Source organism: Pseudomonas sp. (genome assembly GCF_035497915.1).
In the GTDB taxonomy this organism is placed as follows: Bacteria; Pseudomonadota; Gammaproteobacteria; order Pseudomonadales; family Pseudomonadaceae; genus Serpens.
In genome coordinates this window covers 18,014-39,894 of the sequence record NZ_DATJCS010000046.1, presented here as the reverse complement: position 1 = coordinate 39,894, position 21,881 = coordinate 18,014, and the positions used below count along the sequence as shown (strand labels likewise).

Annotated in this window: 24 protein-coding genes; 10 read left to right on the top strand and 14 right to left on the bottom strand. The window is 62.2% G+C overall.

What is annotated here, in order from left to right:
- From VL129_RS13980 to VL129_RS13970, 3 genes are all read left to right on the top strand, one after another.
- The coding region (locus VL129_RS13980) for a DbpA RNA binding domain-containing protein (protein ID WP_325413691.1) at nt 1–328 on the top strand (328 nt) is incomplete at its 5' end.
- Between the two features lie 161 nt (nt 329–489).
- On the top strand, nt 490–1,287 hold the full coding sequence (locus tag VL129_RS13975; RefSeq protein WP_325413689.1) for a hypothetical protein: 798 nt from the start codon (nt 490–492) through the stop codon (nt 1,285–1,287).
- Nucleotides 1,284–1,883, top strand: coding sequence for a hypothetical protein (locus tag VL129_RS13970; protein ID WP_325413687.1), 600 nt, complete (start codon nt 1,284–1,286; stop codon nt 1,881–1,883). The genes VL129_RS13975 and VL129_RS13970 overlap by 4 nt, the downstream gene beginning before the upstream one ends.
- A gap of 171 nt (nt 1,884–2,054) precedes the next feature.
- On the opposite strand, the gene VL129_RS13965 is transcribed toward VL129_RS13970, so the two are convergent.
- The 5 genes from VL129_RS13965 to VL129_RS13945 all read right to left on the bottom strand — a co-directional run bounded on the left by VL129_RS13965 (nt 2,055) and on the right by VL129_RS13945 (nt 8,328).
- On the bottom strand, nt 2,055–4,187 hold the full coding sequence (locus VL129_RS13965) for an NACHT domain-containing protein (RefSeq protein ID WP_325413685.1): 2,133 nt from the start codon (nt 4,185–4,187) through the stop codon (nt 2,055–2,057).
- A 2-nt stretch (nt 4,188–4,189) separates the two neighbouring features.
- Complete coding sequence (locus tag VL129_RS13960) at nt 4,190–4,828, bottom strand: hypothetical protein (RefSeq protein WP_325413684.1); 639 nt, start codon at nt 4,826–4,828, stop codon at nt 4,190–4,192.
- Between the two features lie 706 nt (nt 4,829–5,534).
- A complete protein-coding gene (locus tag VL129_RS13955; RefSeq protein WP_325413682.1) occupies nt 5,535–6,182 on the bottom strand; it encodes a lysoplasmalogenase in 648 nt (215 codons plus the stop codon).
- 116 nt (nt 6,183–6,298) lie between these two features.
- Nucleotides 6,299–7,660, bottom strand: coding sequence for a heavy metal sensor histidine kinase (locus VL129_RS13950; RefSeq protein ID WP_325413680.1), 1,362 nt, complete (start codon nt 7,658–7,660; stop codon nt 6,299–6,301).
- Nucleotides 7,657–8,328 carry a heavy metal response regulator transcription factor gene (locus VL129_RS13945; RefSeq protein ID WP_039560338.1) on the bottom strand — a complete coding sequence of 224 codons (672 nt, stop codon included), beginning with the start codon at nt 8,326–8,328 and terminating at the stop codon, nt 7,657–7,659. The genes VL129_RS13950 and VL129_RS13945 overlap by 4 nt, the downstream gene beginning before the upstream one ends.
- A 148-nt stretch (nt 8,329–8,476) precedes the next feature.
- Here VL129_RS13945 and VL129_RS13940 point away from each other — a divergent pair, with 148 nt between their 5' ends.
- Nucleotides 8,477–8,977: a GlcG/HbpS family heme-binding protein gene (locus VL129_RS13940; RefSeq protein WP_414705207.1), complete on the top strand. Its 501-nt coding sequence runs from the start codon at nt 8,477–8,479 to the stop codon at nt 8,975–8,977.
- A 14-nt stretch (nt 8,978–8,991) separates the two neighbouring features.
- Nucleotides 8,992–9,402 (top strand): hydroxyisourate hydrolase, encoded by a 411-nt coding sequence (gene uraH, locus VL129_RS13935; RefSeq protein WP_039606824.1) that lies wholly within the window; start codon nt 8,992–8,994, stop codon nt 9,400–9,402.
- Between the two features lie 189 nt (nt 9,403–9,591).
- Here uraH and VL129_RS13930 read toward each other — a convergent pair whose 3' ends face one another.
- Nucleotides 9,592–10,299 (bottom strand): tellurite resistance TerB family protein, encoded by a 708-nt coding sequence (locus tag VL129_RS13930; protein WP_039606823.1) that lies wholly within the window; start codon nt 10,297–10,299, stop codon nt 9,592–9,594.
- A 109-nt stretch (nt 10,300–10,408) separates the two neighbouring features.
- The gene (locus tag VL129_RS13925) at nt 10,409–11,164 is read right to left on the bottom strand and encodes an SIR2 family NAD-dependent protein deacylase (protein ID WP_039607018.1); all 756 of its coding nucleotides are present in this window, start codon (nt 11,162–11,164) and stop codon (nt 10,409–10,411) included.
- Nucleotides 11,165–11,316: 152 nt separating this feature from the next.
- Between VL129_RS13925 and VL129_RS13920 the strand changes: the two genes are divergently transcribed.
- Nucleotides 11,317–12,507 (top strand): BaiN/RdsA family NAD(P)/FAD-dependent oxidoreductase, encoded by a 1,191-nt coding sequence (locus tag VL129_RS13920; protein ID WP_325413699.1) that lies wholly within the window; start codon nt 11,317–11,319, stop codon nt 12,505–12,507.
- Between the two features lie 208 nt (nt 12,508–12,715).
- Complete coding sequence (gene dusA / locus VL129_RS13915) at nt 12,716–13,714, top strand: tRNA dihydrouridine(20/20a) synthase DusA (protein ID WP_325413697.1); 999 nt, start codon at nt 12,716–12,718, stop codon at nt 13,712–13,714.
- 91 nt (nt 13,715–13,805) lie between these two features.
- Here the strand turns inward: dusA and VL129_RS13910 are convergent, their stop codons facing one another.
- Nucleotides 13,806–14,093 (bottom strand): hypothetical protein, encoded by a 288-nt coding sequence (locus VL129_RS13910; RefSeq protein WP_325413674.1) that lies wholly within the window; start codon nt 14,091–14,093, stop codon nt 13,806–13,808.
- Nucleotides 14,094–14,287: 194 nt separating this feature from the next.
- On the opposite strand from VL129_RS13910, the gene tal reads away from it, so the two are divergent.
- Nucleotides 14,288–15,205: a transaldolase gene (gene tal / locus VL129_RS13905; protein WP_325413672.1), complete on the top strand. Its 918-nt coding sequence runs from the start codon at nt 14,288–14,290 to the stop codon at nt 15,203–15,205.
- Between the two features lie 144 nt (nt 15,206–15,349).
- Here the strand turns inward: tal and rssC are convergent, their stop codons facing one another.
- From rssC to VL129_RS13890, 3 genes are all read right to left on the bottom strand, one after another.
- Nucleotides 15,350–15,832: an anti-sigma factor antagonist RssC gene (rssC, locus tag VL129_RS13900; RefSeq protein ID WP_325413670.1), complete on the bottom strand. Its 483-nt coding sequence runs from the start codon at nt 15,830–15,832 to the stop codon at nt 15,350–15,352.
- A complete protein-coding gene (gene rssB, locus VL129_RS13895) occupies nt 15,829–17,013 on the bottom strand; it encodes a two-component system response regulator RssB (RefSeq protein WP_325413668.1) in 1,185 nt (394 codons plus the stop codon). The genes rssC and rssB overlap by 4 nt, the downstream gene beginning before the upstream one ends.
- Before the next feature lie 154 nt (nt 17,014–17,167).
- Nucleotides 17,168–17,857, bottom strand: coding sequence for an MlaA family lipoprotein (locus VL129_RS13890; RefSeq protein ID WP_325413666.1), 690 nt, complete (start codon nt 17,855–17,857; stop codon nt 17,168–17,170).
- A 225-nt stretch (nt 17,858–18,082) separates the two neighbouring features.
- On the opposite strand from VL129_RS13890, the gene VL129_RS13885 reads away from it, so the two are divergent.
- Nucleotides 18,083–18,793, top strand: coding sequence for an HAD superfamily inactivated hydrolase PcrP (locus VL129_RS13885; RefSeq protein WP_325413665.1), 711 nt, complete (start codon nt 18,083–18,085; stop codon nt 18,791–18,793).
- 93 nt (nt 18,794–18,886) lie between these two features.
- Complete coding sequence (locus tag VL129_RS13880) at nt 18,887–19,153, top strand: DUF4404 family protein (protein WP_325413663.1); 267 nt, start codon at nt 18,887–18,889, stop codon at nt 19,151–19,153.
- Nucleotides 19,154–19,156: 3 nt separating this feature from the next.
- Here the strand turns inward: VL129_RS13880 and queF are convergent, their stop codons facing one another.
- The 3 genes from queF to VL129_RS13865 all read right to left on the bottom strand — a co-directional run bounded on the left by queF (nt 19,157) and on the right by VL129_RS13865 (nt 21,759).
- Entirely contained in the window at nt 19,157–19,984 is an 828-nt protein-coding gene (queF, locus tag VL129_RS13875) for an NADPH-dependent 7-cyano-7-deazaguanine reductase QueF (protein ID WP_325413662.1), read from the bottom strand.
- A gap of 69 nt (nt 19,985–20,053) precedes the next feature.
- The gene (locus VL129_RS13870; protein ID WP_325413661.1) at nt 20,054–20,830 is read right to left on the bottom strand and encodes an ABC transporter permease; all 777 of its coding nucleotides are present in this window, start codon (nt 20,828–20,830) and stop codon (nt 20,054–20,056) included.
- Complete coding sequence (locus tag VL129_RS13865) at nt 20,827–21,759, bottom strand: ABC transporter ATP-binding protein (RefSeq protein WP_325413660.1); 933 nt, start codon at nt 21,757–21,759, stop codon at nt 20,827–20,829. Before VL129_RS13865 ends, VL129_RS13870 begins: the two co-directional genes overlap by 4 nt.
- Between the last annotated feature and the right edge of the window lie 122 nt (nt 21,760–21,881).

Below are 21,881 nucleotides of genomic sequence, written 5' to 3'. Positions count from 1 at the left end.
CCAGCGCGCCAGCGCCATCGAGGAACTGCAGCAGCGCCCGCTGAACTGGAAGAACCTCGACAGCCTGAAGAACAACGCCACCGAACGCCTGCGCCCGCCGATGATCACCCTCAACATCGGCGGCGGCCGCAAGGACAAGGTACGCCCCGGCGACATCCTCGGCGCCCTTACCGGCGACGCCGGCCTCACCGCCGACCAGGTCGGCAAGATCGCCCTGTTCGACAACCAGGCCTACGTGGCCGTGGAACGCAGCGTGGCGCATCAGGCGCTGCTGCGCTTGCAGGCGGGGAAGATCAAGGGGCGGAGTTTCAAGGTGAGGAGTTTGTAAGAAGGCAGCTAGCTGTTTGCCAGCTCGCCTCGTATCGCAACACATCAGGGCTCTGCAGTACGCTGCAGGGCCCTGATTTTAAGGGCAGCTTTCGGCCAGAAGCGGTCAACGAGCGGCTAGGAAACCTGAGCGAATAAGTAAAGAGCCTGAGGAGGAAGGGGATGCTGACAGCCATCCTGCACGGTAAAGCAGGACGGACCGAGCTGGACGGCCAGAACGTTAGCTGGCGCGATGTCTTTCGCAAGCGAGAGGATCTGCTTACGTCCGTCTTCTTCGGACGGCTGCTTTACCTATCGGAAGAAGGGCAGCAAGCGGTTCTCAAGCTGCTTGTGGGCGACCTTCATTCCTGTCTTGGCCCCCTTCTGGATGTGGAGTTCTGGCCGCGCCTCAAGGGCCCGACTGATCGCCGTTATGTTGAACCCGATGTCATTCTGCACTTCGCCCAGCATCTGATACTTGTGGAGGTAAAGGCTCCCGAGGGACAGCAGCAATCAAGGCAACAGTGGCTCGCCGAAACTAAGGCTCTGCAGAAAAGGAATGACGACGCCAAGGAAATCATCCTGCTGGCGCTCGGGCGAAACGTGCCAGCCTGGCGTAGCGAGGCAGAGTCCCTCACCTCCGAGCTTGAAGACCTGGCGCTCCGAGTGGTCTGCCGCGAATGGCATGATCTGAAATGGCGCCTCGATGAGCTAGCTGATCGTTTCGAAACTCGGGACGCACGCGTTCTACACGATTGGCACGAGGCATTCCTGCTGTTCGGCCTGCCAGAACGCACCCGTCCATTCGGTGAGCTTCTACCACTCCTGGCACAGCCTGATCGCTCGCAAGCTTGCCTGGTACTTCTGACGCATTGGCCCAAGTCACCTCATCGGAAGAAGGGCCGACTGAAGAGCACCGACTGGCTGTCGTTGCTGCAACTCGCCCAAATATTCAAACAGGGAAACGAACAATGTTCATGAGTCACGACGAGGCCGAACTACTGGTCACCCAAGTGCAGCATGCCCATCGCCTGCTGGCGGGCTTCTATCAGCGCGTCCTTCCTGCCATCGACAATCTGGCTGGCCATTACAACGCCACGTTCTGGTACTGGGAGCCTAGCGAATTCTCCAGGCCATGCGGCACCTCTACTAGACCTTCGAGCAAGTGGGCATGGGACTTCCTACCACTGGTCGCAACAAGACTGGTCTATGTAAAGAATGAGGCGGGTGGCATGCGATCAGATGACCTGGTCATGGAGTTTCATCTCCGCTGCGATCCTGCCGTTCTGCGCGAAGAGCGAGATCTGCGACAAGAGAGGGGCCAGCCGGACCCGACTTCGCTTCCCCCCATCTCTCCGACTTTGAAGGTCTACCTGTATCGCCCGCTGGCCGAATTGGACACGGATCTGAAGCAGGCATGGGAGGAAGCCGAGCATCCGTCAGGCAGCCCCAAAATATTCCACTCCGTGGCAGAAAACCTTGAGGGAGCATGGCTCGAAATCCCTCTCGCTGAATTCGCCTGCTCCCCCCAAGGGCTCAGCAATGAGATCTCCCAACTCGTAGGCCCTACCGTTTAAAGCCAAGTTGGGGAATGGCCCATAAACCCAGCCGTTACTCCAATCTGCTCCGTTAGGGCGACGCTTCATCGGTAGTTCACCTTCGACTACCCCAAAACCCTAAATTGAGGGTCGAGCCTCGATAGCTTTGAGGCTCGACCCGTTCCGTAGCAACTATTTAACCAGGCCGCCCTACTTATGTAAGTCTTCAATGATTTTGAGCGTTTCTTCCAGACTTAGATCCAGCAGCTCAATCGGTCGCTTGATGCGAATTAAAGCGGCAGGCCTGCCGTGCATGGGTTTTCCTTTCTTTATCTCTATTCGGCCATGAGAAGCTAGTACCTTTTTAACTGTTCTCCAATTCTCGTCTCGGAGCATAAAGGTGCCTTCGTCGTCATCGCCACCGTCTCGGAGATAACAGTATCGAATAGATCTTCTGACGACTTTCTCCAATAGACTTACTGCTGGGTGACCTCGCAAAGCCTTGGGGTTGGAGACTACTAGATGGTCAGTTATGAAGGATTGAATGGAATCAGGATCTCTGACAATTCTCGGCTCCTCACCTCTGATTTCGAGGACCCCAACTTCCGGCCTGCTATTTCCAAATTGAGTGATTTCGTCAACTACCAGAACACCAACTTTGACTTTGTCGAATATGACCTCGGAGACGTTGCTGCCACATATATCAAGCCTGCTAATAGTAACGTCTTGGAGAGTACCACGAGGAGATCCCCCTGCAAACGTCGCATCATTAACCATGAGGTAATCAATACGCTCAGTCAAGCCATATGCAAAGCCTAGCAGTACTATTGCTCCACCGTTGGTTGCCAGGCTGTCATTGGAGGTGTCTCCATTCAAAACTGAATAAAGATATTCGATAGCTTTCTTCGCGAAGGCTTCGTCAGAGGTTATAACTTCAGCAAAGACCTCTAGGTGTTCGGCGCTGAGTATGGTCCTGCGAAGAACGCTAGGGATAACCCGCCTTGCAAGCTGATTTATTAAAGATTTTCCGAAGAAATAGTACTGGATTTCCGTATGCGGAAACCGTCGTTTGTCTTTAGCTTCGGATAGTTCTAGTAATGAAATACTTCCTGATTTGTGTGTAAGCTTGCGCTTAGCTGTCTCATCGAGCAAATCTCCGAAACAGTAATCTGTAAGGAAGGCTAGATGCTCAGTTTCGATTAGATTGTTTTCGCGGGTTGCCATCTCCAAAGAGACTTCTTCAAAGAGCATGTTTAAAGCCGGGATTGCAGCCTCATTGGGTATCGAGCCCAATGTTCTTGCTAAAACTTTTGATTCACGGTCAATCAGGTTGTTGACGAGGAATGTGCGGAAACCTTCTGAGTGGACCTTAAGCCATCCGCCAGCGTCCTTGAGTACGCTCAAGAAGAATGGGCGCAGAGCGTAGCTGTTTTTAGAAAATACATCTACAGTTATCTCATTACTCAGCTCACTGGCTGGCCAATTGGAATCAGCCAAATATTTGATCGCCGTTTCTGTTGTAGCTGGCATGATGTGCGCTAGCCTAAGAGCGATATCGTGTTTTTCCTCATTAGAGCTGATACGCTCTACCAGCTCTTGCTCATCTAAAAAAGTATCGCGAGCCGCAAGGATTATTTTTCCAGCTCCTCCAACATCTTCGATAAACTCCCTGAGAGCCCTCCACGAGTCTTCATAGCCGTCCGCGTCAACAAGTTCGTCGAAACCGTCAATTGCAGCTATCAGTAATCCATGTCTGACAAGCATCGGAACATGAATACCGCCAAACGATGCTCCCATATCTTGCGTGGTCGCAGCTAACACATCTCTGAAGTTAGAGAGTCTTCGGCCGCTGCTTGAGATATGCAGAACAGGCGGATTTATGTTGTCGGTCAAAAACCTACGAGATTGGGCCTTAGCCAATTGTGTGATCTGAAATGTTTTACCCACACCAGCTGGGCCGTCTAGCAGCACCAGCGTGGCTTTACCATCAACGGATTCTATATTGTCAGCCAGCTCCTCGGCCGCAATTTTTCTACCGGAATAGTTTATCTCTGACCGTATTACGAGCCTTTCTTTAGCTTGAGAAAAGTATCGCTGCTGGGTCTCTGCGAATCTTTTTATGTCGGCAAATTCAGCAGATGCAATTAGCGTCCGAAGATCTTTATACTCAGCAGTTCTGTGTTTAGCTGATATTCTCCCGGTTGCCACATCTAAGTCAAAGGTAAGCTCTTTGCCGTTTCGAATTATGATCAGTCGTTTTTTTCCGGCAACAGGCTTCTGGGCGATTTCCGTAAAGGGGTCGCAGAAAAGCTTTATGTCTTCGATGGCTTGATTGATGTTCATCGTTATAGCCTATGGATTATTCCGCTCGTATTTAGATTCCGATTCTCTTGTTCGCGAGTCACTCGGAAAACATATATAGGCATGCCCCACGCCTCTGCAACAATAACACCTGGCAGCAGGTCGTCATCATCTCCTACCACAATTGCCAGCGTTTTAGGTTTTTCGTTTCTACGAAAATTGCTGCTCTCGCCTCTGCAAAAGCTGAGTAAGTCTGAAACTAGCGCAGTATCTACCATCTTTTGATTATTGATCTCTGGCCTTTCCCTGTCCGGCCTTAGCGTGTCATATAGCACGCTTCTAGAACCCCGGCAGATTAATTCATTTCCGAAATCCACATCGGGCAAGTACGATATGCGCTCTCTGGATAGTGGGCGCAACTTTCTGCGAAGTTCATCCCAAACCTTCCTGTCTTCCGTGGGTTCTTGACCTCTATGCCAGCCGTGATAAATTCTTGTGCTTAGTATCCGTATAGGACTCTTTGAGTCGATTTCTGTTAGCTTGTCGATTATCTTCTGTTGAAGATCGCTATAGGCCTGCTGGATGCATAAGTATCTTACTTTCGGCGGCATCTCCTTGGTGATTCGCATCCGTGAAATCCTTGAAGCAGAATCCCAGTCTATGAATAAATTGGCGGTGATCACCAGTTTGTTCCTTCAAAGTTGTTGCGCAGTGGAGTTTACTTTCGATAGATTGATTGGACGCTAGCAAAAAAAGCACATCAGGTCTATAGAATGTCGTCCTGTAGCCAGTATTCACCCTACTGGAAAGCGGCAAGGCAGGCCTGTAGTCAGGAGCGATTGCTCCTCAACGGCTGTTCCGCGTAAGGGGAATATCCAAACGCCGGGGTATTGCCAGTCCCCAAGTGGAGCCTGAGTGGCTAATTGACCTACTCAAAAAGACTTTCCGATGAGTAGATGCCCTTCACCGGCGCCCGAATATGCCGGCAGGCGCAAGCAGACCTGCAAGGAACTTTCCCTGATCGAAATGAATAGGTGGTGCCGTGGCTGGACTTGCTGGCCGCCCTTCGGCTGCGGCGCCGGCGCAAGCGGCTCGGGGGGAGCCGGATGGCAAGTGCCCGCGTCACTTTGAGGATGGTGGCGAAGTTGAGCACCGGATAGCGACTTGTCGCGCCCGAGACCGGTGTCGAGCCCCAGCTGGGTCATGTTCTCCGGCAGTGCCCTGACAATTAACGCCGCATCGTCATTAGCCCCTCAAGGCAGGCTCGTTTCCTTACAACTGTCGAGCCATGTCGATAGCGGCTCAACGACCGCTTCGAAAGCTGCCAGAGAAGGCCGTCCTTACCTTTGCTAGGCAGCCCGCTTCTAAACGCCCGGCCCTATTGCAGACCTACCCCCGAGCCCGTCTCTCCTTCACCACTCCCACCGCAATCAACACCTGCCCCGCAAAATAACAACTCACAATCACCGGAACTGCATACGCGAACGGCTGCGCAAACTTGTTGACCCCGATCAGCGAATCGGCAATCACAAACAGCATCGCACCGAGCCATAGCAGCCCCGGTTTGTCCTCAACCCGGCAGGCCATCAGGGCCATGACATAGAGGCACAGCAGGTAGATGGCGACAGGCAGCTGGTAGGCGCCAGCGGCGGGCACCAGCCACATGGCGAGCAGCAGGCTGTAGAGGGTGACGGGCAGCATGCGCCAGCGCAGCCAGGGTTTGCCTTTGGCCAGCAGGGCGAAGCCGGCGACGAAGGCCAGTTGGTTGACCAGAAAGGCGCTCAGCGCCTGGATGAAGAGGCCGTCCCGGTCGCCGTAGTCGAGGAAGAAGTCGCCGGTCGCTGCGGCAACAAAGCCCGCCGCCAGCAAGAAACCCGTCTTGCCGGGATGCGCGCGCCAAGCGAGCACAGCGAAGATCAGCATGGGGATGGGCTTGAGCAGCCAGCTGAGGGGGTAGGGTTTGAAGGGCAGCAGGACGAGGTAGATCAGCCCCAGTGCAACGGCCACGGCAAAACAGCGGCGCTCGAAGGCGGACATGATGACTCCGGTGTTGTTCTTGTTGTGGGCGCAGACTCTCGTGTCATGCGCAGCCCGTCAAGACAACCGCCGGCAGCTCCCGGCCTGGCGAACCGGCGTTGCCGGCTCGGCCACCCTCAACCCGCCGGAAAGATCAGGCTGAACCGTGTCCCGTCCGCGTCACTGCGCACCGCTACCCGCCCTCCATGGGCCTGCATGATGGAGCGCACGATGGCCAGGCCCAGGCCGCCGGAGTCGCCGGGCTGGTTGCGCGAGGGGTCGCAGCGGTAGAAGCGCTCGAGCAGGTGCGGCAGGTGTTGCGGGGCAATCGGCTCGCCCTGGTTGTCGACGTGCAGGGTGAGCGCGCCGTTCTCACGGCTGCTGCTGATGACCACCGGCGTGTCGGCGGCCGCGTAGCGCAAGGCGTTGGCGATGAGGTTGGCCAGGGCGCGGCGCACCAGTTGCGGGTCGGCATGCAGTTCGCCGCCGGCCTGGTTGATCAGTTGGATGCCGCGCTCCTCGCCCATGCCTTCGAAGTAGTCGCACAGTTGCGCGACCAGCAGCTGCAGGTCGATGGCCTCGCGCTGCAGCGCCCCCTTGGACTGCTCGGTGCGCGCGAGGAACAGCATGCTGTCGATCATCCGCGCCAGGCGTTCGTATTCCTCCTGATTGGATGCCAGCAGGTTCTGGTATTCCTCCGCCGAGCGCACGCGGCCCAGCGCCTGCTGGGTCTGTCCCATGAGGTTGCTGAGCGGCGTGCGCATTTCATGGGCCAAGTCTTCGGAGAAGCGCGACAGCTGGGCGAAACCGGCTTCCAGGCGCGACAGCATCTGGTTGAGCGCCTGGCTGAGGGCGCTCAGTTCGCTCAGTTCCCTGAATTCGTCCAGCCGCAGGTGCAGATGCTGCACATCGATGGCGGCGGCGCGCGCGGCCAGCTGGCGCACGGGGCGCAGGCCGCGCTGGCTGACCAGCCAGCCCAGCACGAAGGCCAGCGCGGCGCCAAAGGACAGGGCGATCCACAGCTTGAGGCGATAGGCGCCGAGCATGTTTTCACGCTCGCTCAGCCGCTTGCCGGCGATCATGGTCAGGCGACGATCGCCACGGGTCACATCCAGCCAGGCCACGCGCAGCTCGCTGTCCGGCACGTCGCCCAGGCGTGCCTCCGGGGCGGGCGGCAACGCCGGCACCGGCACGCCGGTGGGATTGATGCCGATCAGCAGCTCGCCGCGGGCATTGATGATCCACAACAGGTTGTCGCGATTGCCCAGCATGTTCTCGTAGAGATGCGGCTGGCTGCGCAGCGCCTCGATGCTATCGCTGTCGTCGATCAGCGCGTGCATGCGTTGCAGGCGGCCGAGCAGCGCCTGGTCGTCGCGCCAGGCCACTTCGCGCTGCAGGGACTGGTAGAGGTAGAAGCCGATCACGCCCAGCAGCAGCACGCTGGCCAGGGCGAACATCAGCGCCAGGCGCAGGCTGAGGGAGCGGGGCCACAGCGTCATACCGGCACGTCCAGCATGTAGCCGATGCCCCGCACCGTGTGGATCAGCTTGAGCGGATAAGGGTCGTCGACCTTGGCGCGCAGGCGGCGGATGGCCACGTCCACCACGTTGGTGTCGCTGTCGAAGTTCATGTGCCAGACATGCGAGGCGATCTGCGCCCGCGACAGCACCTCGCCCTCGCGGCTGAGCAACAGGTGCAGCAGCGCGAATTCCTTGTTGGTGAGCAGGATGCGCTCGCCGTTGCGGGTGACCTTGCGGCGCAGGACATCCATGTGCAGGTCGGCGGCCTGGAACTGGTCGAGTTCGCGGGGCGGCCCGCGACGCAGCAGGGAACGCACCCGCGCCAGCAGTTCGGTGTAGGAGAACGGCTTGATCAGGTAATCATCGGCGCCCAGCTCCAGGCCCTTCACCCGGTCTTCCACGGCATCGCGCGCGGTGAGGAACAGCACCGGGGTCTGCTGCTTGCGGCGGATGATCTGCAGCAACTGCCAGCCATCCAGGCCGGGCAGCATGACATCGAGAATGATCAGGTCGAACTCGAATTCCTGGGCCAGGTGCTGGCCATCCAGGCCATTGAGCGCCACGTCCACGTGGTAGCCGGACTCGCTCAGCCCCTTGCGCAGGTAATCCGCGGTCTTTACCTCGTCTTCCACCACCAGAATACGCATCGTCACCCTCCTGCTCGGGCGCGCAGCCTAAACAGATCCGCGCCGCGGACCCATTACAAATCCGTAATTGGCGCGCAATGAGCCTGTGCGCAGGACACAGGCACCATGGTCGGCATCCGCTCAACCGAGCCTTAACCGGGAGACCCGCATGTTGATTCGTAGTGCCACCCTGTCATTGATTGCCCTGGCCGTGGGCTCGACCGCCGCCTGGGCCGCCCCCAAGGATGTCGCGCAGCGCCCCGATGTCACCCTGGCGCTGGCCAATGCCCTGCTGAGCGAAACCCTGGCCGTCTGCAAGGCCGAAGGCCGCAGTGCCGTGGCGGCGGTGGTCGACCGCGGCGGCAACCTGGTTGCTGTGCAGCGGGCTGACAACGTCGGCCCGCACAACACCCTCGCCGCGCAGCGCAAGGCCTACACCGCGCTGTCCACCAAGACCCCGACCCGGATGCTGGCCGAGGGCGCGCGCAAGAACCCGGACGCCGCCAACCTCAACACCCTCGACGAGCTTCTGCTGCTGGGCGGCGGTGTGCCGCTGAAAGTGGGCAACGACGTGATCGGCGCCATCGGTGTGGCCGGCGCCGGCGGTGCGGACATGGATGAGGCCTGTGCCAGCAAGGCCATCTCGAAAGTACTGACCCAAACCCTCTGATCTGGAGTTACCCGATGAATATGCTGAAAACCCTGTGTGCCGGTGCCGTCCTGAGCAGCCTGACCAGCGTCGCGCTGGCCGCCGGCAACCCGCTGAGCGTGCACGTCCTGAACCTGGAGAACGGCCTGCCGTCGCCTGACGTGAACGTGACCCTGGAAAAGCAGGACGGCAAGAACTGGAAGCTGCTCAACCAGGGCGACACCAACGAACAGGGCCGCATTCCTGCCCTGTTCCCGGAAGGCAAGTCGCTGGAAAAAGGCACCTACCGCGTTACTTTCAAGACCGGCGAGTGGTTCAAGGAGCACAAGACCGCCACCTTCTTCCCGGAAGTCCCGGTGATCTTCGAAGTGGACGGCACCGTGCCCCATTACCACATTCCGCTGCTGCTGAGCCCCTACGGTTTCTCCACCTACCGGGGCAACTGATTCGCGGCGGCTGAACTCCGAGCCGCGGCGTAGCGGGTGTCAACGGGCCGGGTCGTCCCCCCCGAACTGTGCCCGGTGACACCCATCCCAGCGAGGCATTCCGGCGAGTCCATGGGTAGCCCCCCCTGCCCCGACTCATCACTGGAATGCCTCCATCTCATTTCGTCAGACTGCGCGCAGGCGCTCGTATCAGGCCTGGCGAACCTGCCGTTCCAGCTCGGCCTTGAGGGCCGGATCAAGCCGCAGTTGCTTGGCCAGCTCGTCGAGGTAGGCGCGCTCCATGAAATGCTCCTCGTCCACCATCAGGATGCTGGCCAGGTACATTTCGCTGGCCATTTCCGGCGTGCCGGCGGCACGCGCCACGTCGGCCGGGTCGAGCGGTTTGTTCAGCTCGGCGTGCAGCCAGCGTTGCAGGTCGGGGTCGTTGTCGAGCTTCTGGAATTCGCCTTCGATCAGCGCCGTCTCGCGTGCGTCCACATGCCCGTCGGCCTTGGCCGCCGCCACCAGGGCCTTGAGGATTGCCTGGCTGTGCTGTTCCACCTGGGCCGGCGGCAGCCGGTCGAGGGTCTGCGGCTCGCCCTGCTGCACACCGCCCTGCTGGGCCTGCCAGTTGCCGTAGGCCTTGTAGGCCAGCACACCGAGAGCAGCGAGACCGCCATAGGTCAGGGCCTTGCCACCGAGCTTGCGTGCTGTTTTGTTGCCCAGCAGCAGGGCCATAGCCCCGCCAGCCAGCGCGCCGCCGCCGGCGCCGGAAAGCAATCCGCCCAGGCCGTTGTTTGCGCCCGTGCTACCGGATAGCCCACCGATTCCCGGTTTGCCGGTGAGGCTACCGCCCTGCTTCTGCAGGAGTTCCTGACCGGATTTGAGCAACTGGTCGAGTAAGCCTCGGGTGTTCATCGCGCGTCCTCCAGAGAAAATGGCAGTCAGAGTAAAGCCTGACCGGCACCCCGGCGTGGCGCATTTGCGTCCGGATATTGCGTTCTAGCGGCTGCTTGCGAATGGCGATTCAGCGGGCATCCAACTGGCCCAGCAGCTCGGGCAGCACCACCCCCGCCGCGCCGGCCAGGGAGAATTCCCGCGCACCGCCCTGACCGGAGGGCTGCGGATTGATGTGCGCGACGGTCGCGCCGGACTGCAGCGCCAGCTGCGGAATCGACGCCGCCGGCTGCACCACGCCGGAGGTGCCGATCGACAGCAGCACATCGCATTCTCCGGCCGCCTTGAAGGCAGCCCGCAAGGCGGCCTCCGGCAGCGCCTCGCCAAACCAGACCACGCCGGGTCGCACCTTGCCGTTGCAGCGCTGGCAGCGCGGCGGCTCCAGACAGCGGCCCTCGGCGGGCTCCTCAGGTACTTCGCTGATTGCATGCGGGCGGCCGCAGGCAAAGCAGCGCGGCGCATGCAGGCTGCCGTGCAGGTGGATGACGTCGCGACTGCCGGCGCGCTCGTGCAGGTCGTCGACGTTCTGGGTGATCAGGGTGAGCTTCTCCACTCGCTCGGCCAGCGCGGCGATGGCGCGGTGCGCCGGGTTGGGCTGGGCCTGCAGCACCTTCATGCGCCGCCATTCGTACCAGCCCCAGACCAGCGCCGGATCACGCCGGAAGGCCGAAGGCGTGGCCAGCTCGGCGGGATCGAAGCGTTCCCACAGGCCGCTCAGGGCATCGCGGAAGGTGGGAATGCCGCTCTCGGCGGACACCCCGGCGCCGGTGAACACCACCAGGTGGCGGGCCTTGCGCAGGGCGGTGGAAAGCGCATCAGGGATCAGCATGTCAGGCTCCGGACGGCCAACGGATCGCCGGGGATTATCCATGGAGCGCGCGGTCTGTGTCTCACCGGTCAGGACGCGGCGTGGCGCCGGTGCCGCGTGGCATAATGCGCGCCGCTTGTTTGGCAGGTCATTTCAGTAGGGCAACGATGCTGCAGAAGTTCGAAGTTATTGTCATCGGTGCCGGAGCGGCCGGTCTGATGTGCGCGGCCAATGCGGCGGCGCGTGGGCGCCAGGTGCTGGTGCTGGACCACGCCAACAAGGCCGGCAAGAAAATCCTCATGTCGGGCGGTGGGCGGTGCAACTTCACCAACTACTTTATTGCGCCCGACAGATACCTCAGCCATAACCCGCACTTCTGCAAATCGGCATTGAAGCGTTACACCCAGTGGGACTTCATCGCCCTGGTCGAGCGCTACGGCATTGCCTACCACGAGAAGAAAGACGGCCAGCTGTTCTGCGACCACAAGGCCTCCGACATCCTCGACATGCTCCTGAGTGAATGCGAGCAGTACGGCGTGCAGATTCGCCTGGGCACCGAGGTGCCCCGTGTCGAAGCCAGCAGCACGGCAGGCTGCCGCTTCCAGTTGCGCGCCGCGGGCCAGCAGCTGGGCTGCGAATCCCTGGTGGTTGCCACCGGCGGCCCGTCGATTCCGACCCTGGGCGCCAGTGGCTTTGGCTATGAGCTCGCCCGTCAGTTCGGGCTGCCGGTGTATCCCACCCGCGCGGGGCTGGTGCCATTCACCATTACCGATCAGCACAAGGCGCTGTGCAGCGAATTGAGCGGCACGGCGTTGCGGGTGGACGTCAGCGTGCCGGGCAAGAGCTTCACCGACGACATGCTGTTCACCCATCGCGGCTTGAGCGGTCCGGCGATGTTGCAGATCTCGTCGTATTGGGAAGAAGGCGATGCGCTGACCATCAACCTGCTGCCTGATCAGGATCTGGCCCAGAGCCTGCGCCAGGCGCAGCATCAGCGGCCCAAGGTGCTGCTGCGCAACTGGCTGGCGGAGCTGACGACGCAGAAGTTTGCCGAGCATTGGCTGGCGTCGACGCCATGGGCCAATCACACCCTGGCGCAACTGAACGGCGCGGACATGGATGCCTTTGCCCAGGGCCTGCACGAGTGGGTGGTCAAGCCGTCCGGCACGGAAGGCTATCGCACCGCCGAGGTAGCTCTGGGCGGGGTGGATACCGATGTGCTGTCATCCAAGTCGATGGAGTGCAAGACGCTGCCGGGGCTGTTCTTCATCGGCGAAGTGGTGGACGTGACGGGCCATTTGGGGGGCTTCAACTTCCAGTGGGCGTGGTCGAGCGCGGTGGCGGCGGCTGAGTTTGTCTGAAGGAGCGCAGGGCGTTTCGGACGGGCCGACGCCAAAAGCTCGCGAATGAATTCGCTCCTACAGGTAATGCGCAGCCGCCATTTTGCAGCTGCCCGCGCTGGAAGCCATTGAACTGAACGCGGACTCGAACCGCGTTCACCCCTGTATACTGCGCGCCCTTCGGCGCCTTGGCGCCCGTCGTGTTCCTTTTCAGTGTCAGTGCGGTCGTATCGTGGAAAAAACCCCAGCCTCCCAGCAGCCCTTGAGCCGTCGTTTCTCCATCGCGCCGATGATGGACTGGACCGATCGCCACTTTCGGTTCCTGGCCCGTCAGCTCTCGCGCCATACCTTGCTTTACACGGAGATGGTGACCACCGGCGCGCTGCTGAATGGCGATGCGCAGCGCTTTCTGCGTTATGACGAGTGCGAGCATCCGCTGGCCCTGCAGCTGGGCGGCAGCAACCCGGCGGAGCTGGCGGCGTGCGCGAAGATGGCGGAAGCGGCGGGCTACGACGAGGTGAACCTGAATGTGGGCTGCCCGAGCGATCGGGTGCAGAACAACCTGATCGGCGCCTGCCTGATGGCGCATCCGGCGCTGGTGGCCGAGTGCGTGAAGGCCATGCAGGACGCGGTGTCGATTCCAGTGACGGTCAAGCACCGCATCGGCATCAACGGGCGGGACAGCTACGCCGAGCTGTGCGACTTCGTCGGCCAGGTCAGCGAGGCCGGTTGCCGCAGCTTCACCGTGCACGCGCGCATCGCCATTCTCGAAGGGCTGTCGCCCAAGGAGAACCGCGAGGTGCCACCGCTGCGTTATGACGTGGCCGCGCAATTGAAGCGCGATTTCCCCGATCTGGAGCTGGTGCTCAACGGCGGCATCAAGACGCTGGAGGCCTGCGAGGAGCATCTGCAAACCTTTGACGGAGTGATGCTCGGCCGCGAGGCGTATCACAACGCCTACCTGCTGGCCGAGGTGGACCAGCGCCTGTTCGGCAGTACGGCCCCGGTGATCAGTCGCAGCGAGGCGCTGGCGCGCCTGCGTCCCTATATCGAACGGCATCTGGCCGAGGGCGGCGTGATGCATCACGTGACCCGTCATGCGCTGGGTCTGGCCCAGGGCTTCCCCGGGGCGCGGCGTTTCCGGCAATTGCTGTCGGTGGACGTGCACAAAGCCGCCGACCCGCTGGCCCTGCTGGATCAGGCCATCGACTCGCTGGCCGGGCGCTGAGCCCAGCCGCTACGCGTAGGGCGGCCGGCGTTCTTCCGGCCGCCATTCGGTGCGGGCACCACGGTGGCGAAAAACAAGGCCACGCCGCAAATCACAGACCCAGTTCGTCCAGCGCCTCGTCGGCCTGGTCCAATGCCAGTTCCGCGCTGTCGATCAGGTTGGAAACCTCTTCCACCGACGCTTCGCCAAGATCGATGCCCCTCAGAGTGGCCAGCAGCTCGTTCATGCGCTGGATGACGGCGGCGGCGAGATCGCGGTCTTCCTCGACATCGTCCTCCTCGTCCGGCTGACGAAGATAATTCTCGGCCTGCCCCTTGGTTTCCTCGGCCGATTCGACCAGTTCGGCAAGTTCGTTGCGGATGTCGTCCACCAGCGCCATGGTTGTTCCCCGTGTTGAGTGAGCCTTGATTAATGCGGGCAGCGGCGAAGGAATCAAGGGGAACACTGCAAAATGCCTGCACTCCATTGACCGGCGCCCTGGCGAGTCGGTGGTCCTCTGATATTCTCCGGTGATTTTCCGTGCGGCGTTACCGAGTCAGGGACGACGTTTCTTCAAGTCATCGCAGGTGCCTCATGCCTTCCAAGCTGGACCAGTTGAAAGCCTTCACCACCGTGGTTGCCGATACCGGCGACCTGGACGCCATCGCTCGCCTCAAGCCAGTGGATGCCACCACCAATCCGTCGCTGCTGCTCAAGGCGGCCGCCCTGCCCCGCTATGCCGATCTGCTGCAGAACGCCACGCGTGCCGCCGGCGGCGATACCGGCCTGGCCTGCGACCATTTCGCCGTCGCGGTGGGCGGAGAAATCCTCAAGGTGATTCCCGGGCGCATCTCCACCGAGGTGGATGCTCGCCTGTCCTTCGACGGCGAGGCCACCCAGCGCCGTGCCGAGCGCCTGATCGATCTGTACGATCGGGCCGGCATCGGCCGTGAGCGCGTGCTGATCAAGGTCGCCGCCACCTGGGAAGGCATCCGCGCCGCCGAGCGCCTGGAGAAGGCCGGCATCCAGACCAACCTGACCCTGCTGTTTTCCTTCGCCCAGGCAGCGGCCTGCGCCGATGCGGGCGTGTACCTGATCTCGCCCTTCGTGGGGCGCATCTACGACTGGTACAAGAAGGCCGAGGGCCGTGACTTTGTTGGCGCAGAAGATCCGGGCGTGCGCTCGGTGACGCGCATCTACGACTACTACAAGGCCAATGGCTACTCGACGGTGGTGATGGGCGCCAGTTTCCGCAACCCGGGGCAGATCGAGGCGCTGGCCGGCTGCGACCGACTGACCATCAGCCCGGAGCTGTTGCAGAAGCTGTCCGAGGATGAGGGTCCGCTGCAGCGCCAGCTGAAACCCGGCGCCGCCGGCGAAGCCCGCCAGGTGCTGGATGAAAGCGCGTTCCGCTGGGCGCTGAACGAGGATGCCATGGCCACCGAGAAGCTGGCCGAGGGCATTCGTCTGTTTGCGCGGGATCAGGAGAAGCTGGAAGCGTTGCTGAGGTAGTTGTAGGGCCGGGTTTATCCCGGCTGGCGGGGGTGGGGGCGGAACCCAGGTGCGGATTTCGGCTCCGCTGGCCGGCGTAAAGCCGGCCCTACAGGTTCGGCGTTGGCCGGGTTTATCCCGGCCGACGGCGCCGGCGCTACAGGCTCAGCCGCGCTCCAGCGCCTCGACCAGGTCGCGGAAGGCCTGGCGGTTGGTATCGTTGAGGCTCATCAGGATGCGGTGGGCTTCCAGCACGCGGTGGCGCACCTCTTCCTCCGAAACGTCCTGGCACGGCAAGTCACGCAGGCTTTCCGGGGTGAGCTGCGGCTGATCGACGATGTTGAACACCTGATCGAAACCCATGGAGTGCAGCAGCCGGGTGATGTCCGGGTTGCTGGTCACCAGGGTGGGCAGCAGGCCGACCTTCTGCCGCGACAGGATCGACAGCTTGGCCAGCAGCCCGAGGGTGGTGCTGTCGATGCTGCGGGTGTCGATCAGGTCGATGACGATGCTCGAAAAGTTCGTCGCGGAGAAGATCTGTTCGATGGTGGAATCCAGCACGGAGCAGAGGGTCAGGCGTATCTCGCCGATGAACTTGAGTACAAAGGTACCTTCCTGCTCGGCAAACTGGATCTTGCCGTTACTCATTCAAGATTCCTGCTCAGTACCAGCAAGGCGATGTCATCCGGCATGTCGCCCAGCTCGTTCAATCCAAAAGTCTGTCGCAGACCCGCCAGGGTGCCGCCCGCCGCGCCGATCATCCTGGGCAGCGCGGCTTCCTTTTCTTTGAGTGTCTCGCCTGGCAAAAGATCGAGAATGCCATCCGAGAGCAGCGTCAGGCTGAAGGCCTCGGGCAGTTGCACCTCGCGATCCTCGAAGGTGGCTTCCTCGAACAGGCCCACCGGCAATCCCCGGCCCTGCAGATACTCGGCCTGACCGTTCTGGTAAAGCACCGGCAGCGGAAGATGGCCACCGATACTGTAGGTCAGCCGATCGGTGGGCAGGTCGATCACCCCGCCGAGCATGGTCACGTGCTTGCCGAGCTTGAGGTTGATCAGCCCGCGGTTGATGTGGCTCAGCACGTCGGAGGGTTTGAACTCGGGCAGCTTGCCTCCACGCCGCGACTCGTAGAGCAGCCGCGTGGTCATGAACTTGAGCAGCACGGTGACGAATGCCGACGATGCGCCATGCCCGGAGACATCGGCCAGGTAGAAGGCAATGCGCCGGTCGTCGAGGCGAAAGTAGTCGACGAAGTCACCGGAGAGGTACAGCGACGGGATGATCTGGTGGGAAAAGCTGAAGCCGTCCGCCGCCCAGGGCGTGTCCGGCAACAGGCTGATCTGCACCTGACGGCCAGCATCCTGGTCTTCCTGCAGCAGGTGCAGGCTGGCCTGCAGCTCGCGGTTGGTCGCTTCCAGCTTCTCGCTGTAGAGCGCGTTCTCGTGGCGCAGGCGGGCACGGTCCAGGGCGCGGCGCACGGAATGCTCCAGCACCGCCAGGTCTTCCAGGGGCTTGATCAGGTAATCGGCGGCGCCCAGGCGCAGGGCTTCGACCACATCGGACATCACGCCGGCACCAGACACCACGATCACCGGCGCGGGATTGTCCAGCTCGCCGATGCGGCGGATCAGTTCCAGGCCATCGATTTGTGGCATGCGCAGGTCGCAGATCACCAGGTCGGGACGCTCGCGCTGGAACAGCTCCAGGCCCATATGCCCGTTGCCGGCCTGCTCGACCGCGAATCCGCTGTCCTCCAGATACGCAGCGAGGCTGGTTCTCACAGCCTCGTCGTCATCAATGATCAGCAGTTTGGCACTGGGATTGTGCATGGGATTTCCAGGCATACGGCGCCGGGTGCGATGGACTGATGGGCCGGCGGAAGCACGGCGAAGTATAGGGAGTTCTCGACACGGCGCAGACGGTACTCCCATCCGACAGGCGATTCAAGCGCACGGGCATACGCCCAATGGGCTATGGCAAGGCTCAGAAGTCGTCCTCGACCACGCCGTCGCGCACCTTGAATTCGCGGTTCTGCAGGTACACGTTGCGCAGGAAGGTGTACTTGTCGCCCTGGATGAGTCGCTCGGCATCCAGGAAGCTTGCCCGCGCGTTCAGCACGTCCAGCCCCAGCAGCTGATTACGGGTCCGCACATCGTCGATATGCGTATACATGCCGTTGTAGCTATCGGGAATCCGGGCAAAGCCGTCGCGCACCGTGCTCGGCCCCAGGAACGGCAGCACCAGGTACGGACCGCTGCCCAGGCCCCAGGCGCCAAGGGTCTGGCCGAAGTCTTCATCGTTGCGCTGCAGGCCCATCTTGCTGGCGACGTCGAAGAAGCCCAGCAGCCCGAAGGTGGAGTTGAACAGCAGGCGCGCGGTATCCACTCCCGCCGCGTGCAGTTTGCCCTGCAGCAGGTTGTTGGTGAGGTTGCGTACCTCGCCCACATTGTTGAAGAAGTTGCCGATGCCGGTTTCCACGAAATCCGGCGTCACCGTGCGGTAGCCCTGCGCCAGCGGCTTCAGCGCATAGGTGTCCAGCGTGTCGTTGAAGGCGAACATCGAGCGGTTGAAGCCTTCCCAGGGGTCGTCCTCATGCGCTTGTGCCACCGCCTGCAATGGCAGCGCCAGGGCGGCACAGACAGCCAGGCAACGGGCAGCGGCGAATACAGCCATGGGGTACCTCCTCGAAACGTTGTGGGTTGCCTCGCGCCTGCGGCGCCGGCAAAGCCGCGGGATTATACGGCCAGTTCCGTTCAGAGAGGCACCCCCCGCGGGCCTCGTCAGCCGCATGCCAGACACGTTCCGCTGCGCCCGCACCATCCGTCCGAACGCCGTCGCACCGTCATCGAACCGTCACCGGGCAACTCTAGCCTGCTCCTCTCAAGCAGGAGGAACCGCATGATGAGTGCCCGCCCACAGCCGTTTACCGCCGTGCTGTTCGGCCTGTCCGGATGCCTGGTCGACCATGGCGCCCAGGTGGTCAGTCAGGCCCGACAGCCCATCCGGACGCCGCGCCTGAGCCTGGGCAACCTGGCCCTCAGCAGCCGCCTGGAGCGGGCCGCCCGGGTACAGGACTGGCAAGCCCAGGCGGACCTGCGCGAGCAGGCCCTGGCCCGCGCCCAGCCCACACCCAATGCCCTGGCCACCCTGGAAACCCTGCACCGCCAGGGTGTGCCCTGTGCCTGGCTGGAGGAGCTGCCCGACGCCATCTGCCAGGCGCTGGCCTCGCGCCTGCCGGCCTGGCTGGCTGGCTTTTCCAGCACCGATACCCGCCCCTGGCCGGCGCCGGATGCCTGCTGGGAGGCGCTCAGCCAGCTGAATACCCCGCATCTGGAGGGTAGCGTACTGGTATGTAGCGATACGCGCCTGCTGGAAGCCGGCCTGCGTGCCGGGCTCTGGACCATCGGCCTGGCCACCAGCGGAAGCCAATGCGGGCTGAGCCTTTCGGACTGGCAGAGCCTGACGCCTGCGGAACAGAAGTCGTTACGTACGGTGGCCACCCTGGAGCTGTACCAGCTGGGTGCGCACTCGGTCATCGACGACCTGGGCGACCTGGCCAGCTGCCTAGAGGATCTGGCCAAGCGACGCGGCAAGGGTGAAAAGCCCTGATACGCCGTGTCACAGGCGAACTGCCGAGCACTGCCTTATCTTTATGGACAACGCCTGCCGCCCGGCAGGCGATGGACCACGGGGAGAGCATTCATGCCCGCACAACAACTTCGCCAACAGCTCGAGCAGCTGCGCAACCAGCTGGAGCAGGCGCCGCCGCTCGACGCCGACGAGCGCGGCGCCATTCAGGCGCTGATCGAACAGATCGAAGCCCAACTCGCCCTGCAGAGCCCGCCGCCGGCCGACGAGACCCTGGTGGACGGTATCAACCTGGCCGTCGAGCGTTTCGAGGTCAGCCATCCCACGCTGGCCGGCACGCTGCGCAACATCATGCAGAGCCTGGTCAGCATGGGTATCTGACGCCTACTGGCGCACCAGCCGGCGGTTGTCCACCTGTGGCGCCTCGCTGCTGCGGTAGGGGTTGATGTCCAGCCCGCCACGCCGCACATAGCGCGCATAGACGGTCAGCCGCCGCGGCTGCAGCAGGCGCTGCAGATCAAGGAAGATGCGCTCCACGCACTGCTCGTGAAAGTCGCGATGCTGGCGGAAGCTGATCAGGTAGGCCAGCAGGCTGGCCGGATCCAGCGCCGGCCCCTGGTAATCGACCACCACACTGCCCCAGTCCGGCTGGCCGGTGACCGGGCAGTTGGATTTGAGCAGGTGGCTGTGCAGGCATTCCTCCACCTGGCGCTGCGGGTCACAGCGCAGCAGCTCCGGGCGCGGATGGTCGTAGCCAGTGATTTCGACGTCCAGGTCATCGATGCAACGGCCCGGCAAGCGGGCCACGCCCTCCTCGCCCACTTCGTCCAGACTGCGCACCCGCACACCGACCGGCGCGCCGGCCACGGCCGACAGGTCGCGCCGCAGGGCGTCACACACTGCCTGCGTGTCGGCGAACGGGGTCTGGTTCAGCGAATTGAGGTAGAGCTTGAAGGACTTGGATTCGATGATGTTCGGCGAGTCGGCCGGAATGGCGAACTCGCCGATGGCCACCACCGGCTTGCCGGACGGCAGCAGCCAGGACAGCTCGTAGCAGTTCCAGTAATCCACGCCGTGATAGGGCAACTGCCCGGCCTGCAGCCCCAGCTCCGCCCACTTCGGCGCGCGCGGGATGGGGAACAGCAGCTCGGGGCTGTAGTGGTCGACGTACTCGCTGGACTTGCCCAGCGGCGAATGTTCGGCCGTATGCATGGCGTTACCTGACGAAAAACGGGCCGCGCAGTATAAGCGCGGCCACGCGGATCGGCATCGCCCGGCCGCTTACTGGCGCAGGCCCCGCCCGCTTTTCAGCAGGTGGATGCAGAACAGGTAGAGCACGGCGGTGGCCAGCAGCATGAAGCCGATGGCGGTGCCGATATGGATGTCGGACACGCCGAGGATGCCGTAGCGGAACGCATTGACCATGTGCAGGATCGGGTTGGCCAGCGAGACGGTCTGCCAGAACGGCGACAGCAGGTGGATGGAGTAGAACACCCCGCCCAGGTAGGTCAGCGGCGTCAGCACGAAGGTGGGAATGATCGAGATGTCGTCGAAGCTGCGCGCATAGGCGGCGTTGATGAAGCCGCCCAGGGCGAAGATGGTCGCCGCCAGCAGGATCACCAGCACCGTCACGCCCAGGTGATGCACCTGCAACTGGGTGAAGAACAGCGACAGCACGGTAACGATCAGCGCCACGCCCAACCCGCGCAGCACGCCGCCGGCCACGTAGCCGACCAGGATGATGTGCGGCGACACCGGCGCCACCATCAGCTCCTCGATGTTGCGCTGGAACTTGCTGCCGAAGAAGCTCGACACCACGTTGCTGTAGGCGTTGGTGATCACCGACATCATGATCAGCCCCGGCACGATGAAGTCCATGTACGGCAGGCCGTCCATCTCGCCGATGCGCGCACCGATCAGGTTGCCGAAGATCACGAAATACAGCGCCATGGTGATGGCCGGCGGCAGCAGGGTCTGCGGCCAGATGCGCAGGAAGCGCCGCACTTCCCGATAGACGATGGTGTTAAGGGCGATCAGGTTGGGACGCAGCTCGTTCATTTCGCCACCTTGCTCAGGTTCTTCTCCACCAGGGACACGAACAGCTCCTCCAGGCGATTGCTCTTGTTGCGCAGGCTCTGCACCTCGATGCCCTGCCGCTGCAGCTGGCCGAACAGGTTGGTGATGCCCTGCTCCTTGTCCACCTGCACCTCCAGGGTACGGCCGTCGAGCAGGCGCGCCGGGTAGCCGTCCAGCTCCGGCGCCAGCAGTTGCGCCTCCTTGAGGTCGAGCAGGAAGGTCTCCACGTGCAGCGACTGCAACAGGCCGCGCATGCTGGTGTTCTCGACGATGCGCCCGTGATCGATGATCGCGATGTTGCGGCACAGCTGCTCGGCTTCTTCCAGATAGTGGGTGGTGAGGATGATGGTCACCCCCTGGCGGTTCAGCTCGGTGATGAAGCTCCACATCGAGCGACGCAGCTCGATGTCCACCCCGGCGGTGGGTTCGTCGAGGATCAGCAGGCGCGGCTGATGGACCAGCGCGCGGGCGATCATCAGCCGGCGCTTCATGCCGCCGGAGAGCATGCGCGACGGCACGTTGCGCTTGTCCCACAGGCCCAGCTGGGTCAGGTACTGCTCGGCGCGCTCCTTGGCCACCCGCATGGGGATGCCGTAGTAGCCGGCCTGGGTGACGACGATGTCGAACACCTTTTCGAACTGGTTGAAGTTGAACTCCTGGGGCACCACGCCCAGGCAGCGCTTGAGGCCGACCGGGTCGCGGTCCAAGTCGCGGCCGAACACCTGCACCGAACCCGAGGTCTTGGTCACCAGGGTGGAGAGGATGCCGATGGTGGTGGACTTGCCGGCGCCGTTGGGGCCGAGCAGGGCGAAGAAATCGCCTTCGGCGACGTCCAGGTCGATGCCATGCAGGGCCTGGAAACCGTTGCCGTAGGTCTTGGTCAGCTGCCGGATGGACAGAGCGGAACTCATAGGAAGGCACGCACGTGGTTCTGGAAGAACCGCCACAGATGGGGGCGGCAGTCGACAAATGCAAGGCCGGCGACCTCCGGCGCGGCTCAAACGCCTATGCTGAACCGGACGCTCACCGACCC